This is a genomic window from Terrisporobacter muris, from assembly GCF_024621905.1.
GTDB lineage: Bacteria > Bacillota > Clostridia > Peptostreptococcales > Peptostreptococcaceae > Terrisporobacter > Terrisporobacter muris.
The window spans coordinates 1-16046 of record NZ_JANKBY010000054.1 but is presented as its reverse complement, the minus strand read 5'-3'; the positions used below and the strand labels follow the sequence as shown (position 1 = coordinate 16046).

Genomic DNA, 16046 nt, shown 5'->3' with positions numbered 1-16046 from the left:
CTATAAAAATAATAAAAACAAGCTATTTGAAGGACTTTAGAGTTTAATAAAAAAATTAAAAAAAACGAAAAAACTATTGAAATGTGCTTCATAATTTTATATAATAGCTATTGTTGTTTAGAAAATATAAACTTAATGTTTACATATAATAACATGGGAAATAAAAAAATGAGTTGAATATATTAAACTTAAAATTTACTAATAATAAAAACCAAAATTGACATAAACTTAAAAATTAAACGATAAAAAAGAGGAGGTGTTACTATGGATATAGGTGGAAAAATTAAACGTATGAGAATAGAAAAGCAGCTGACCCAGGAAGAACTGGCTAATAGATGTGAATTATCAAAGGGCTTTATATCTCAACTTGAAAATAATTTAACGTCACCCTCTATTGCAACATTAATAGATATATTAGATATTTTAGGAACGAATTTAAGGGAATTTTTTAATGAAATAAGTGATGAAAAAATTACCTTTACAAAAGATGATATGTTTGAAACAGAAGATGAAGATTTAAAATATACATTAAAATGGTTAGTTCCAAACTCACAGAAAAATGAGATGGAGCCCATTATAATAACTTTACAACCAGGTGGACAATATAAAGAAGATAAGCCTCATGAAGGTGAAGAATTTGGATATGTTTTAGCAGGCTCAATTTTCCTTCATTTAGGAGATAAAAAAAATAAAGTAAGAAAAGGTGAAAGTTTCTACTTTAAACCTAGAGCTAATCATTATATTTCCAATCCAGGTAAAAAAGAGGCAAGAGTGGTTTGGGTAAGTTCCCCACCAATGTTTTAATAGGCTGAGTGAAGCGAATTTTAAGCAACGTAGTTAATCGAAGCGGTAGCGAGATAAACTCGTTGGCGTTATGAGTGAAGCGAATTTTAAAGAATAAAAGAGGTGTTTACATTTGAAACAAGAGAACATAATTGAATTAAAAAATATAACTAAACAATATGAAGATAATGTAGTCTTAAAAGACTTAAATTTAGATATAAAAAAGAATGAGTTCTTAACATTGCTTGGACCAAGTGGGTGTGGAAAGACAACGACTTTAAAAATAATAGCTGGTTTTGAATTTGCTGATGATGGAAAAGTTTTATTCCAAGGGAAAGATGTAAATGAAATACCACCATATGAAAGACCAGTAAATACAGTTTTCCAAAAATACGCTTTATTCCCTCATATGAATGTATATGAAAATATAGCATTTGGATTAAAAATTAAAAAAATAGATAAAAAAACTATAGATGAAAAAGTTAAAAAAATGCTTAAACTTGTTGCACTTCCAGGATTCGAAAATAGAAGCATAGATTCGCTAAGTGGTGGTCAACAACAAAGAATTGCCATAGCAAGAGCCTTAGTAAATGAGCCAAAAGTTCTTTTATTAGATGAACCTTTAGGAGCATTAGATTTAAAATTAAGACAAGAAATGCAAAGGGAACTTAAAAATATACAACAACAATTAGGGATAACATTTATATTTGTTACTCATGACCAAGAGGAAGCATTATCAATGTCAGATACTATAGTTGTTATGAATAAAGGTAAAATACAACAAATGGGAACTCCAGAAGATATATATAATGAGCCAGAAAATGCTTTTGTTGCTAGATTTATAGGTGAAAGTAACATAATGGACGGTATAATGCATGAAGATTTCTTAGTTGAATTCTGTGGAAGAAACTTTGACTGTGTGGATAAAGGATTTGAAAAAGATGAAGCTATAGAAATAGTAATAAGACCAGAAGATATAAAAATGGTGAAACCAGAAGAAGGAATGTTAAAAGGTGAAGTTACTTCTTGTGTGTTCAAAGGTGTTCACTATGAAATGACAGTTGAATCATGTGGGTTAACATGGTTACTTCATAATACTAAGTCAGCAGAAGTTGGAAGTGAATTAGGTATGGATATATATCCAGAAGATATACATATCATGAAGAAAATAGGGGATGATGATTCAAATGAGTAAGAGAAATGATAAGTTAGGCTTAAAGATAACATCTCCATATATTTTATGGAGTGCATTATTCATAGTAATTCCTTTATTTCTAATTGTATTCTTTGGTTTTACAAAAATGGAAGGTGGAGCTTATGTTTTCAGTTTAGAAAACTTTAAGGAATTAATGAATCCACTATATTTTAAAGTATTTTGGAGATCAATAAGACTGGCTGTAATATCAACAATACTATGTTTGTTGGTTGGATATCCCACAGCCTATATAATATCTAAATCAAAAGCATCTAGACAAAATATCTTATTAATGCTTGCTATAATACCAATGTGGATGAATTTTTTACTTAGAACTTATGCATGGTCAGCAATTCTTGGTAGAGAAGGAATACTAAATACAGTTTTAAATGCAATAGGATTAAATTCAGTTAATGTTTTATATACAGATGCAGCAGTACTTTTAGGTATGGTCTATAATTTCTTACCATTTATGATATTACCTATATATACAGTATTATCAAAAATGGATCAAGATTTAATAAATGCGGCCAAAGATCTAGGTGCTAATGGAAGACAAGTGTTTTCTAAAATTATATTTCCACTTAGTATGCCAGGAGTAGTTTCGGGAATAACGATGGTATTTATGCCAGCAGTGTCTACCTTCGTAATTTCTAAATTACTAGGTGGTGGTCAATTTATGTTAATAGGTAACTTAATAGAACAACAATTTATGTCAGTTGGAGATTGGCATTTTGGCTCAGCTATATCTTTATTCATGATGATAGTAATCTTAATTACTATGGCAATAATGAATAGATTTAGTGACGATTCAGAGAAGGAAGGCGGTGGATTACTATTATAAAGAAATTCACATCAAATATATATTTAACTCTAGTGTATATATTTTTATATCTACCAATAATAACACTAGGAGTATTTTCATTTAATGAATCAAAATCCATGGCTAAATGGAGTGGATTTTCATTAAAATGGTATGAAAAATTATTGGATAATTCTAGAATAATGGATGCTCTATATTATACTTTATTAGTAGCAGTAGTAGCATCAATAATAGCCACGATAGTTGGAACAATTACAGCAATTGGTATACATAAGATGAGACAAGGTAAGGTAAGAGGATTATTATTAAATATAAACTATTTGCCAGTATTAAATCCAGATATAGTAACAGGGGTGGCATTAATGTCATTATTTGTATTTATTAATATGGAATTTGGATTTACTACAATGCTATTATCTCATATAGTTTTCAATATACCTTATGTAATACTTTCTGTTTTACCAAAATTAAAACAATTACCAGCAAATATTGAAGAAGCAGCCTTAGATTTAGGAGCAACACCTTGGTATGCACTTAGAAAAGTAGTATTACCACAAATAAAACCAGGTATAATATCAGGGATGATTATAGCATTCACAATGTCGATTGATGATTTTGTTATAAGTTTCTTTACAACAGGAAACGGTGTAACAAACTTAGCAATAGAAGTATACTCAATGACAAGAAGAGGTATATCGCCAGAAATAAATGCATTATCTACAATAATGTTTATAAGTGTTCTTATATTATTAGTTTTATCTAATATAACACAAAATAAAAAGGCGACAAGTAATTAGTATAAGAATAAGGGAGGATAAAATATGAAATTTAAAAAAATATCTGCATTAGTATTAACTTTTGTAATGACTGCATCTATATTAGTAGGATGTGGAGGGTCTAAATCAAATGAAGTTTTAAATATATATAATGTTGGAGATTATATAGATGAAGATCTTATAACAAAATTTGAAGATGAAACAGGAATAAAAGTAGTATATGAGACTTATGATACTAATGAAGCTATGTACCAAAAACTTAAAAGTGGAAGTAGTAATTATGATTTAATATTCCCATCAGATTATATGGTAGAAAAATTAAAAGAAGAAGATATGTTAAATGAAATAAATTATTCAAATATACCAAATTATGAAAAAAATATGATGGATAATTTTAAAACTACTGAGTATGATAAAAACAACAAATATAGTATTCCTTACTTATGGGGAACATTTGGTATAGTGTATAACAAGACTAAAGTAGATGAAAAAGATTTACAAAACTGGGATATACTTTGGAATAAAAAATATGAAGGTCAAATTCAAATGTTAGACTCTGTTAGAGATACTATGGGTATTGCTTTAATGAAGCTAGGGTACTCAATAAATACTAAAGATAAAAAAGAAATAGAAGAAGCTAAAAACTTATTAATAGAACAATTACCATTAATTCAAGCTTATGTAAATGATGATGGAAAAGATAGATTAATGGCAGGAGATGCTGCTATGGGAATATATTATTCGGGTGATGCATCTGTAATGATGGAAGAAAACCCAGATTTAGGGTATTATATACCTGAAACAGGAACAAACCAATGGATAGATGCTATGTGTATACCAAAAACTGCAGAAAATCAAAAAGAAGCTGAACAATTTATAAACTTCATGTTAGATGGAAAAAATGCAGCACAAAATGTTGAGTATATCCAATACTCTACACCAAATAAAGCAGCATTTGAGTTATTAAGTGATAAGCTTAAAAATGACCCTAATGCATATCCAAGTGATAAGGTTTTAGAAAAATGTGAAACATTCTTAAACTTACCATCAGATGTATTAAAATTATATGATGATGCTTGGACACAAATAAAATCTCAATAGTATGTGTGGAAATAGATGAAAATATAAATTATATTTTCATCTATTTTTTATATTGAAGAAGTATATGTTATAATAAAAAATATTCATCATGAGAGGGGGAGTCATATGTTAATAGAATTAAATAAAGAAATAATGCAAAGTCTTACAAAGACAGAGAGTGAAATTATAAAATTTATAAATGATAATGAAGAAAGAATGTCTCAGCTATCTATTGTAGATATAGCTTTTGATACTTATTCATCGCCTGCTACTGTTTCTAGAGCTATTAGAAAATGTGGAGTAAATGGTTTCAATGAACTTAGATATAGACTTACATCTAAAAATAATGATGATGAAATTCAAAATATGGGTGAAATTATCAACAAATCTTTCGTAGAAGCTAGACAAGTTGTAGATAGAATATCTGTTAAGAATGTATTAAATATTATAAATTGTTTAGCAAAGGCCAAGAGAATATATGTATTGGCGAGAGGTCTTACTGAATATGTGGGGGAAGAATTTACTTTAAAACTTCAGTTATTAGGATGCAATGCTATTTTCATAGATGATCCTAATATTATGCAAATAAAAACTAAAAATTTAAGTTCTGATGAGGTAGTTTTCATATTTTCATTGAATGGAGAGACTTATGAGCTTATAGAATCTGCAAAGAATACAAATTTATGTGGTGCTAAGGTTATAACGTGCTGTTGCAGTGAAACATCATCACTTTTGGAACATTCACACTACAATTTAATAGGATTTAAGCACAATCACGTTTCTATTAAAAAGTTCGAAGTATCCTCTAGAGTTTCTCTATTTATGATGTCTAGAATTATAATTGATTATATGGCTGCAAATTTAGAATTGGAAAAATAGTATAAAGGGAGTGGAAATTATTTTCATATTATGAAAAGATTTTCATTCTATTTTTTTTTATAATTGATTTATAAGATAAAGGGAGGAAAGATAAATGATTTATACTTTAACTACAAATCCTGCCATAGACATGAATATGTGTACTAATTCAATAGAAAGAAAAATTGTAAATAGAACCCATGATGTGGTGTATTCACCAAATGGAAAGGGGTTAAATGTAAGTTTTGTACTTAAACATTTTGGAGTAGATTCGAAAGTACTTGGATTCTTTGGTGGTTTCTCAGGAAAATATATTGTTGATGAAACAAGAAAGAAAGGGATAGAAATTTTCCCAGTGGAAGTAGAAGATACAACAAGAATAAATATTTTTCTTAATGATGGTGAAGGAGAATTTAAGTTTGTTAACTCAGGTTCTTTTGTTGAAAAGCAAAAGCAAGAACAAATGTTACGAATGATAGAAAATTTTGAGGATCTTGAGTATTTATCCATAAGTGGAAGTCTTCCACCAGGAATAGACACATCTTATTATGAAGAGATACTAAGGATTTGTGAGAAAAAGAATATAAAGGTAATACTAGACATTAGCTCACCAAAACTAAAATGTCTATTAAAATATAAACCATTTTTAATTAAACCAAATGATGAAGAAATAGCAGATATTTTTGGGATTATTGTTAGAGATGAAGAAGATATAAAAGATGTTCTAAAATATTTACATGAACAAGGAGCAGAGAATATTTTCTTAACTCTAGGTGAAAAAGGGTCTTATTTTTATAATGGAAAAAATATCTACTATGCAAGTGCTCATAAGGTAAAACTTTTAAGTTCAGCATGTGCAGGTGACTCAGCATTAGCAGGATTTTTAAGTATATGGCTTGAGGATGTTAACAATGAGGCAAACATTGAACATGCACTAAAAAGAGCATCGGCAACAGGAGCCAATGTGGCTGAAAGTAACGCCATAGGGGATTTAAAAAAGGTTGAAGAATACATGAATGAAATTAAAATCAGGAGGGTGGAATAATCTATGAGTAAAAAGATATTAGCAGTTACAGGTTGTCCAACAGGAATTGCACATACTTTTATGGCTGAAAAAGCCTTAAAAGTTGCAGCTAAAGAATTGGGTTGTGAAATAAAAGTAGAAACAAATGGAGCAATAGGTGTGGAAAATGCTCTGACAGCAAGAGAAATAGAACAAGCAGATGCCATAATAGTAGCTTGTGACAAAAACGTTGATATGGATAGATTCAACGGAAAGCCAGTTATTGAAGTTTCTGTAAGTGATGGAATAAACAAAGCTGAAGAATTAATACAAAGATGTTTAGATAATAAAGCACCTATAAGAAAAGGTAATGCTAGAAGAAGTAATGAAACTGAGGAAAAGGTTTCTATTGGGCGTCAAATATACAAACATTTAATGAATGGTGTATCTCACATGCTTCCTTTGGTTGTAGCAGGTGGTGTACTTACGGCAATATCATTCTTATGGGGGATATTCTCATTTGATCCAACTCATGAATCATATAATGTAATAGCAGCAACAATAAAATCTATTGGTGGATTCTCCATGGGTCTTATGGTTCCAGTTCTTACAGCTTTCATAGCTCAATCAATAGCAGGAAGACCAGGGATGCTGGCAGGTTTTGTGGCAGGTATGATGGCAAATGATAATGGTTCAGGATTTATCGGTGGTATAATCGGTGGTTTCTTCGCAGGTTATTTCACATTATTAATAGTTAATAGTTTAAGAAAACTTCCAAGACAACTAGAAGGTTTAAAATCAATATTTATAGTTCCTATAATAACAGTATTTGCATCAGGACTTTTAATGGTCGCTTTAGGTGGACCTTGTTCAGCGCTTAATGAAAGTATGATGAACTTCTTAGCAGGAATGCAAGAATCAAGCCCAATAGTACTTGGATTAGTAATAGGATGTATGTCAGCTTTTGATATGGGTGGACCAGTAAACAAAGCAGCTTATGTTACAGGGACTATGTTATTAGCTCAAGGTAACTACTTATTTATGGCAGGTGTTTCAGCAGCTTGTATAACTCCACCACTTGTAATAGCTCTTGCAGCAACATTTAAAAAAGATAGATTTACAGAAGATGATCGTACAGCAGGTTTATTAAACTATGTACTTGGATTTACTCATATAACAGAAGGTGCAATACCATTTGCAGCTAAAAATCCATTAAAAGTTATACCAGTATTAATGATAGGTTCATCAGTATCAGCAATATTAACTTACATGATGAAAATAGAAGTTCCAGCTCCTCATGGTGGGTTCTTAATCTTAGGATTAGTAAATAAACCAATGATGTGGGTAGCTTGTATATTAGCAGGTTCTGCAGTAGGTGCGCTACTTTATGTATTAGTAACACCAAAAGTAGAAGTTAAAGAAGAAAATAAAATAAAAGAAGTAGTTTCTGCTCAAGGATTAGATACAGTAGTAGCATCTTTATATAGTGAAAACACTGTAGCTTTAGAATTAAAAGGTAGTACAAAAGAAGAAGTTTTAAAAGAAATGACTGACTTATTATACAAAGATGGTGTTTTAACTAATAAAGAAGAATTTTTAGCAGAAATAAATAAAAGAGAAGAAAGTGGTTCAACTGGATTTGGAAATGGTGTAGCAATACCTCATGCTAAAACTAAGTCAGTAGTAAAACCAAGGGTTGCTGTAGGTATATCTAAAAAAGGTTTTGAATTTGATTCTATTGACGGAAAACCAGTTCATTTAATATTTATGATAGCAGCAGGAGAAGGAGATAACGACTTACACTTAAGAACTTTATCTTCACTAGCTCAAAACTTAATGGAAAAAGAATATGTTGACCAAATATTAGCAAGTAAAAATGAAAGAGAAATAGTTGGTTTATTGGGATAAAGGAGAGAAAAAATGGCTTTAGTTACGACAAAAGAAATGTTATTAGATGCTCAAAAAAATGGATATGCAGTAGGAGCATTTAATGTGGAAAATATGGAAATGGTAATGGCAGTTGTAAGTGCAGCGCAGGAGTTAAAGTCTCCAGTAATAATGCAAACAACACCTTCAACAGTAAAATATGCAGATTTTGACTACTTTTATGCAAATGTAAAAGTAGCAGCTGAGAAAGCTACTGTTCCAGTGGCAATACACTTAGACCATGGAAATAGCTTTGAATTAGCAATGAAGGCTTACAGAACTGGTTATACATCAATAATGATAGATGGTTCTCATGGAAGTTTTGAAGACAATATAGCTTTGACAAAATCTGTAGTAGAAGTTTGTAAAAGTGGAAATGTTCCAGTAGAAGCAGAGCTTGGAAAAGTTGGTGGAAAAGAAGATGATTTAGATGGAGGAGAAGGTGGATACACTGATCCTTTAGAGGCTAAAGAGTTTGTTGAAAAAACTAATGTTGATTCATTAGCAGTTTCAATAGGTACTGCTCATGGAGTTTACAAAGGAGAACCTAAGCTAGATTTAGATAGATTATCACAAATAAAAGAAGTTGTAGATATTCCGCTAGTGCTTCATGGAACATCTGGTGTGCCTGATGAAGTAGTTACAGAATGTGTAAATAGAGGAATATGTAAAGTAAACTATGCAACAGATTTAAGAATAGCTTTTACAAAAGGAGTTAAAAAAGTATTAGATGCAAACCCTGATACAATAGATCCTAAAAAATACAACTCTCAAGGTAGAGAAGAAGTAAAAGAATATGTTAAATCAAAAATAATAGTTGTAAAAAGTGCAGGACAAGCTAATTAATAATACCTAAATCCATATAGAAGCTGGTATAAATGAGAGGAATAATACCTTATTTATACCAGTTTTTTAATTGTAAGGAACTTATATATAAATATAATATTCCAACTATTTTGGATGTAATTGTAAAAAAAATTTTTTAAGTATATAATGTGGGAAAGTAGCATAATTTAAGCATAAGTGTAAAAAGGAGTGGATTATATGACAAATACTAAGCCAACTATGTTACATAGTAATAGAGGGTCTGTTTTTTCTGTATTTAGTGAAGAAGAATTAAAAAATATGACTGACAGCAGTGAAAGAAAAGTGGCTATATGTGGGAGAGTAAACAACAGTGGAATAGTTGATGTTCCTAAAGGTGCTACACTTGCAGATATTATTGAGTTAGCTGGGGGTATACTAGACAAAAAAGCTTTCAAAGGAGCTCACGTTGGAGTTCCACCTTATGGAAGATTTTTATCTAAAGAAGACCTAGATAAAGAGTTAGACTTTAAATTATTTGATAACTATATTAGAGCAATAAATGTATTATCAGAAGAAGATTGTATAGTTCAATATTCTAAGTTCTATATAGACTCAGTAATAGGACTGATGCAGAATGGAAAGTCTTTAGAAAATTATGCTAAAGTAAAAGAACCAATAAAGAGAATTTGGAAAATACTGGATAGAATAAGTAAGGGCAAATCAAATATGAGGGATGTTTACTTACTTAGAACTTTAGCAGAACAAATAAAAGAAGATTTAAATCAAGAACATAGTATCATGGAAGAAATTCTGATAAACTTTTATGATGAAATTAGTGAACATATAGAAGAGAACAAATGTTATACGATGCAATGTAATAACTTGATTAAACTTACTATAACAACAAAATGTATAGGATGTGGAGCTTGTGCTAGAGTTTGTCCAGTAAGTTGTATATCTGGAGAACGTAAAAAACGACATTATATTGATTATACTAGATGTACTCATTGTGGTAGATGTATATCTGCTTGTCCAGTGGACGCTATAACAGCAGGAGATAATACTTTGAAATTTATAAGAGATTTGTCTACTCCAAATAAACTGGTAATAACACAAATGGCACCTGCTGTTAGAGTTACAATAGGAGAAGCTTTCGGATTTGGTCCTGGAGACAATGTGGAGAAAAAACTTGCAGCAGGGCTTAGAAAATTAGGTGTAGACTATGTATTTGATACAACTTGGGCTGCTGACTTAACAATAATGGAAGAAGCAGCTGAGTTACAAGATAGATTAGAGCGATATTTTGCAGGTGATAAAAGTGTAAAATTACCAATGCTAACATCATGTTGTCCAGCGTGGGTTAAATTTATAGAACAAAATTATGGAGATATGCTAGATGTACCATCCACTGCCAAATCACCTATGCAAATGTTCGCAACAGTAGCAAAAGATATTTGGGCAAAAGAAAAAGGATACAAAAGAGATGAAGTAACCTCTGTGGCTATAATGCCTTGCATTGCAAAAAAATATGAAGCCTCAAGACCAGAGTTTTCGAGAGGTCTTAACTATGATGTAGACTACGTTATAACTACTAGAGAATTAATAAAAATCTTCCAAGATTCAGGAATTGATTTAAAAGAACTTGAGGATGAAGAAATAGATCAAATACTTGGAGAATATACAGGTGGAGGAATTATATTTGGTAGAACTGGTGGTGTTATTGAATCAGCTCTTAGAACTGCCTTAGAAAACATGACAGGTAATAGACTTGATAAGATAGAGTTCGAATCTCTTAGAGGATGGGATGGCTTTAGATCTTGTGAAGTAAATGTTGGAGATTTGAAACTAAAAATAGGTGTTACTCATGGATTAGAAGAAGCAGGAAAAATGCTTGATAAGATAAGAAGTGGAGAAGAATTTTATCATGCTATAGAAATTATGGCTTGTCCAGGTGGATGTATAGGTGGCGGTGGTCAACCTAAGGTTAGAAAAAATAAGGATGAAGTTATAAAAAATAGAGGGGAAGGACTGAATAGTATAGATAGAAGTAAAGAGTTAAGGGTTTCAAAAGAAAATCCAGCAGTACAGGCTATTTATGATAAATATTTAGACCACCCACTAAGTCATAAGGCTCATGAATTACTTCATACTAGATATTTTGTAAGACCTAAGTCAGATTTTAATATTAATAAGAATAATGAAATGTAAAATTTTTATATGATTTGATTATTAAAAATAAATAAATAATAAAAAGTAGTACATCTATAAATTTTAAATAGATGTACTTTTTTATTGGAAATACAATTAACTTTAGATGTAGTAATGTAGAAGTAGTACTACCATAGTAGTGCTAAAAAAGTATACTGAATAGACATGAGAATACAATTACAATTAAATTGTAACAAAATAGTTACAAAATAAATTGTTAGAAGGGGAGAAGAGATGAAGAGTGTATTGAAAAGGTTTATATCAGTATTTACAGCATTAATACTTACTATTTCAGCATTTTTTGTAAAAGTTCCAAATGTTTATGCAGATGAAAAGAAACCTATAGGACATGTTACGGTTAGTATGGAAAAATTCACTTTAGGACTTGGTTATATTATTGAGCCGGTCTTAGTACCTATATATGAAGGTGATACAGGTTCTAAGGTAATAACAAAATTGCTTGATGAAAAATTAGGCAAAGGTAGTTATGAAAATACAGGTAGCGTAGATGATGACTCGGGTATAATAGGACAATCATTCTATTTAGCAAGTGTAAAAGATAATGATCATAGAGAGGCTAAAATACCAGAATATATTCTTAAGGAATGTGATGAACCATATGGAAGAGATAGAGATGACTGGCTAGGTGAGTTTGATTATACTTTTATGTCAGGATGGATGTATGCAGTAAATAATTGGTTTCCTAATTATGGTGCAGGTCAATATGAGCTAAAAGACGGAGACGTAATGAGATGGCAATATACAGTGTGGGGATATGGCAGTGATTTAGGTTCAACATTTATGGGTGGTGGAGATGCACTAGTAAATCCACCAGTGAAGGATGATTTAACTACAGCTATAGCAACAGTGAATAGCAATGCTGATAAAGAAAAATTACTTCAAAATAAAGAGGTAAAAGAAGCTTATGATGAAGCTATGAAAGTAGCTCAAGATATGGAAACTACAGAAGCAAAAGTAAAATCTGTAACTAAAAATTTACAAGCGAGCATAAAAAATTATGAAAAAGGTAAAATAAAGCAAACTGTTTCTAAAGCAATAAAAGAAACTGGATCTTATATGTTAAAAACTGTACCAGAAGCAGGATTTGGAACGTTTTCTGGTGAATGGACAGTACTAGGTTTAGCAAGAGGTGGAATAGAAGTACCAGAAAAATATTACAAAACATACGAAGATAATGTCGTTGAGTATGTAAAAAGTAAAAATGGAAAACTTCATGCAGCTAAATACACAGAATACTCTAGGCTTATTTTAGGGTTCTCTTCAATAGGTTTAGATGCTACTGATGTTGGTGGATATAGTATGGTAGCACCACTTGCAGACTTCAATGGAGTTAAAAGGCAAGGTATAAATGGACCAATATTTGCACTTATAGCATTAGATACTAGGGGATATGATATACCAAAAGCGGCAGAAGGAAAAACTCAAACTACTAGAGAAATGTTAATAGATTATATATTAAATCTAGAAATTACTCAAACCTCAGGAGAACTAGGTGGCTGGGCGTTAACAGGTAAAGTGCCAGATCCGGATATAACTGCTATGGCTATTCAATCTTTAGCTCCTTATTACAATACTAATGAAAAAGTAAAAGCTGCAGTAGATAGAGGATTAACTCAACTTTCAAGATTACAATTAGATAACGGAGCTTATAATAGCTGGGGAACAATGAATAGTGAATCTACAGCACAAGTTATAGTAGCACTTACTGCTTTAGGAATAGATTCATTAGAAGATGAAAGATTTATAAAAGTAAATAGTGAGACAGGAAAAGAAAGTAATTTATTAACAGGATTAATGCAATTCTATAGTGAAGGCGGTGGTTTTAAACACGTACTAAATATGGATACAGATGCTATGGCTACAGATCAAGGAATGTATGCTTTAGTTGCTTATCAAAGATTCTTAGATGGTAAATCTTCACTTTATGATATGCAAGATCAAATTAACTATACATTAGATGATGTAGAGTTATATGATGATGAAACTAAACAATTAGAAGTTAAAGGTGCACCAGGTTGTGAATTAGGTAAAGTAACTTGGTCAGTAGAAGATAAAGCAGTAGCTACTATATCAGAAGATGGAATGTTAACAGCTAAAAAAGTAGGAACTACAAAGGTGAATGCCAAAATAGGAAGTAAAACAGTAACAGCAACACTAACTGTAAAGAAAAATCCTGCTAAAATAGTAATGGAAAAAATAGATGCTTTAGGCGAAATTACTTTAGCAAAAGAAGAACAAGTAAAAGAAGCTAGAAAAGCTTATGAAGACTTAGGTGATGAATTTAAACAAAAAGTTACTAACCTAAATATATTAATAGATGCTGAAAAAACAATAGCAGCAATTAAAGAAGAAAATCAAAAAGTTGTAGATGAATTTGTTTCAAAGGTTAATGAAATTGATTTATCTGGTGGTTTTTCACAAGAAGCTAGAGGATATGTTCTAGGATTAAAAGAATCATATGACAACTTTGATTCTTACCAAAAAGCATTAGTGCCACAAGCTACATTAGACAAATTAACTAATAGTTTAAGCGAAATTGATAAGTTAGAAGTTGAAAATTTATTAGCTATATTAGATAGCATCCCAAGTCCTGCAACTGAAGATGATTTAGATAAAGTAACAGCATTTTTAGCAGCTTATGATGCTATGAGTGATTCTCAAAAATCTAAAGAAGAAGTTAAAAGTGCTAAAGCTGAGATAGATAAAATATTATTAGAAATAGATGAAGAAAAAGCTTATGAACAAATGGCAAAAGAACTTGCACAAGACGTGAAAAAACTAGAAACACCAATAGATAGAGAAAAATTAGAAACTGCTAAATCTTTAGTTAAAAGACATAAAGAGTTAAATGATAGAGCTAAATTCTATTTTAGTGAAGATAAAGAAGCAGTAGCGAATTTAAATAAAATCAAAGCAAACATAGAACAAATAGCTACAGCAGATGAATTTGATAATTCTATAAGAGATTATGTAATAGAAAATATCAATAACAAAGAAAAACTAGAAGCTGCTAAAGCTAAATTAGATAAATATAACAAATTAAGTGATGAAGTGAAATTATATGTAACAGAAAAAGAAAAAGTTGAATCATTAAAAAATGCCATATCTAAAGCAGAAGAAAATTTAGCAAAAGCTAAGGAAGTTGATGATTTAATAAATGCATTACCAGAAAAAATAACTGAATCTGACGATGAATCTGTATTATCAGTAAAAGAAAAATACGATGCATTAACAGATGAGCAAAAAGGTTTTGTAGAAAATATTGAAAAATTAAACAATGCATTAAGTCAAATTCTAGAAAAATTTGAAAAAGAATTAGAAGTAAATGATATAAAAACCATAGACGAAGTAGTAACAGGTAAAGGAGAAGCAGGAGCTGAGATAGAAGTTTATGTTGATGGAGTATTAATAGGAAATGGATCAGTAAATGAAGATGGAACTTTTGAAGTTGAAATACCAGGGTTAGAAGAAGGAGAAATAGTATTAGTTAAAATGACTAAAGAGGGATACAATACTTTAGAAGTAACTAAAACAGTTATAAAAGGTGATGAATCAACAAATCCTGGGGATGAAGACCAAGATACAGACAATGATCAAGATACAGATGAAGACCAAGACATAGACGATGATCAGAACCAAGATGGAGACATAAATGATAATGATGAGCAAAGTAATAATCAAGGCGGAAATAATAACCAAAATTCTTCGGGAAATGGAAGTAGTGTACAAACAGGAGATCCTTCATCAATTGGATATTTAGCAATGGGCTTAATAGCATTAGGTGGATTATGTTTTGTTAGAAAAAATAGAAAATAAGATAGTTATAAACTAATATATGTAAAGTAATAAGCTGAAATATAAACTTGTATTTCAGCTTATTTTATATTACAAGCTACTTTAAATGAAAATGGCTAAACCACGCATCGGATCAAGAAAAGTGAATTTTTTATAATCAGAATTACAACTATAGAAAATATCAAATAAGTTCTATGCATATTAAACAAAGAAATAAAAATATAAAAAATGAAAAAAACTGTTGACCAATATCTATAATGATGATATAGTTATACATGTCCTCAAGAAAGAGGCAAACACCTAGCAAACTAAAAGTTAAGAAAGGTGTTGACAGAAAAAAATAGCTTTGATAGAATAAAGAAGCTGAAACAAACAAAGAACTTTGAAAATTAAACAGTAGGTTAACAATAAATTAATTCTTTAAGAATTAAACTGAAACAACAAACAAACCAAGCCAGATATTCAGATAATGATTAGTCTGAGCAATGGACAACTTTTGAGCAACGGATATTTCTGAAGCAATAGTGAAGAAAGATCGTTGGCGAAATGAGCGAAAGCGAATTTTTATATGAGAGTTTGATCCTGGCTCAGGATGAACGCTGGCGGCGTGCCTAACACATGCAAGTCGAGCGATTCACTTCGGTGAAGAGCGGCGGACGGGTGAGTAACGCGTGGGTAACCTGCCTCATACACATGGATAACATACCGAAAGGTATGCTAATACAGGATAACATAAGAGATTCGCATGTTTCTCTTATCAAAGCTCCGGCG

Annotated in this window: 11 protein-coding genes and 1 rRNA gene; all 12 read left to right on the top strand. The window is 30.7% G+C overall.

Features of this window, described 5'->3' with window-relative positions; genetic code table 11:
• Positions 1 to 264: 264 nt before the first annotated feature.
• Positions 265 to 804, top strand: coding sequence for a helix-turn-helix domain-containing protein (locus tag NSA58_RS06370; protein WP_039678002.1), 540 nt, complete (start codon positions 265 to 267; stop codon positions 802 to 804).
• Positions 805 to 916: 112 nt separating this feature from the next.
• Entirely contained in the window at positions 917 to 1978 is a 1062-nt protein-coding gene (gene potA / locus NSA58_RS06365; protein WP_039678003.1) for a spermidine/putrescine ABC transporter ATP-binding protein, read from the top strand.
• A complete protein-coding gene (locus NSA58_RS06360; RefSeq protein WP_074080102.1) occupies positions 1971 to 2822 on the top strand; it encodes an ABC transporter permease in 852 nt (283 codons plus the stop codon). Before potA ends, NSA58_RS06360 begins: the two co-directional genes overlap by 8 nt.
• A gap of 98 nt (positions 2823 to 2920) precedes the next feature.
• Positions 2921 to 3598: an ABC transporter permease gene (locus NSA58_RS06355; protein ID WP_139045057.1), complete on the top strand. Its 678-nt coding sequence runs from the start codon at positions 2921 to 2923 to the stop codon at positions 3596 to 3598.
• 24 nt (positions 3599 to 3622) lie between these two features.
• Entirely contained in the window at positions 3623 to 4678 is a 1056-nt protein-coding gene (locus NSA58_RS06350) for an ABC transporter substrate-binding protein (RefSeq protein WP_039678006.1), read from the top strand.
• Between the two features lie 105 nt (positions 4679 to 4783).
• On the top strand, positions 4784 to 5536 hold the full coding sequence (locus NSA58_RS06345; RefSeq protein WP_039678007.1) for a MurR/RpiR family transcriptional regulator: 753 nt from the start codon (positions 4784 to 4786) through the stop codon (positions 5534 to 5536).
• A gap of 94 nt (positions 5537 to 5630) precedes the next feature.
• The gene (gene pfkB / locus NSA58_RS06340; RefSeq protein ID WP_039678008.1) at positions 5631 to 6560 is read left to right on the top strand and encodes a 1-phosphofructokinase; all 930 of its coding nucleotides are present in this window, start codon (positions 5631 to 5633) and stop codon (positions 6558 to 6560) included.
• A gap of 3 nt (positions 6561 to 6563) precedes the next feature.
• Positions 6564 to 8426, top strand: coding sequence for a fructose-specific PTS transporter subunit EIIC (locus NSA58_RS06335; protein WP_257560266.1), 1863 nt, complete (start codon positions 6564 to 6566; stop codon positions 8424 to 8426).
• Positions 8427 to 8438: 12 nt separating this feature from the next.
• On the top strand, positions 8439 to 9290 hold the full coding sequence (fba, locus tag NSA58_RS06330) for a class II fructose-1,6-bisphosphate aldolase (protein WP_039678010.1): 852 nt from the start codon (positions 8439 to 8441) through the stop codon (positions 9288 to 9290).
• Between the two features lie 198 nt (positions 9291 to 9488).
• Positions 9489 to 11459 (top strand): [FeFe] hydrogenase, group A, encoded by a 1971-nt coding sequence (locus NSA58_RS06325; RefSeq protein WP_257560265.1) that lies wholly within the window; start codon positions 9489 to 9491, stop codon positions 11457 to 11459.
• 234 nt (positions 11460 to 11693) lie between these two features.
• Positions 11694 to 15296 carry an Ig-like domain-containing protein gene (locus NSA58_RS06320; RefSeq protein ID WP_257560264.1) on the top strand — a complete coding sequence of 1201 codons (3603 nt, stop codon included), beginning with the start codon at positions 11694 to 11696 and terminating at the stop codon, positions 15294 to 15296.
• Positions 15297 to 15839: 543 nt separating this feature from the next.
• A 16S ribosomal RNA gene (locus tag NSA58_RS06315) occupies positions 15840 to 16046 on the top strand; the annotation flags it as partial.

Coding starts and splice junctions, on each gene's coding strand:
- NSA58_RS06370 (WP_039678002.1), top strand. CDS start 265: ATGGATATAGGTGGAAAAATTAAACGTATGAGAATAGAAAAGCAGCTG.
- NSA58_RS06360 (WP_074080102.1), top strand. CDS start 1,971: ATGAGTAAGAGAAATGATAAGTTAGGCTTAAAGATAACATCTCCATAT.
- NSA58_RS06355 (WP_139045057.1), top strand. CDS start 2,921: ATGGCTAAATGGAGTGGATTTTCATTAAAATGGTATGAAAAATTATTG.
- NSA58_RS06350 (WP_039678006.1), top strand. CDS start 3,623: ATGAAATTTAAAAAAATATCTGCATTAGTATTAACTTTTGTAATGACT.
- NSA58_RS06345 (WP_039678007.1), top strand. CDS start 4,784: ATGTTAATAGAATTAAATAAAGAAATAATGCAAAGTCTTACAAAGACA.
- pfkB (WP_039678008.1), top strand. CDS start 5,631: ATGATTTATACTTTAACTACAAATCCTGCCATAGACATGAATATGTGT.
- NSA58_RS06335 (WP_257560266.1), top strand. CDS start 6,564: ATGAGTAAAAAGATATTAGCAGTTACAGGTTGTCCAACAGGAATTGCA.
- fba (WP_039678010.1), top strand. CDS start 8,439: ATGGCTTTAGTTACGACAAAAGAAATGTTATTAGATGCTCAAAAAAAT.
- NSA58_RS06325 (WP_257560265.1), top strand. CDS start 9,489: ATGACAAATACTAAGCCAACTATGTTACATAGTAATAGAGGGTCTGTT.
- NSA58_RS06320 (WP_257560264.1), top strand. CDS start 11,694: ATGAAGAGTGTATTGAAAAGGTTTATATCAGTATTTACAGCATTAATA.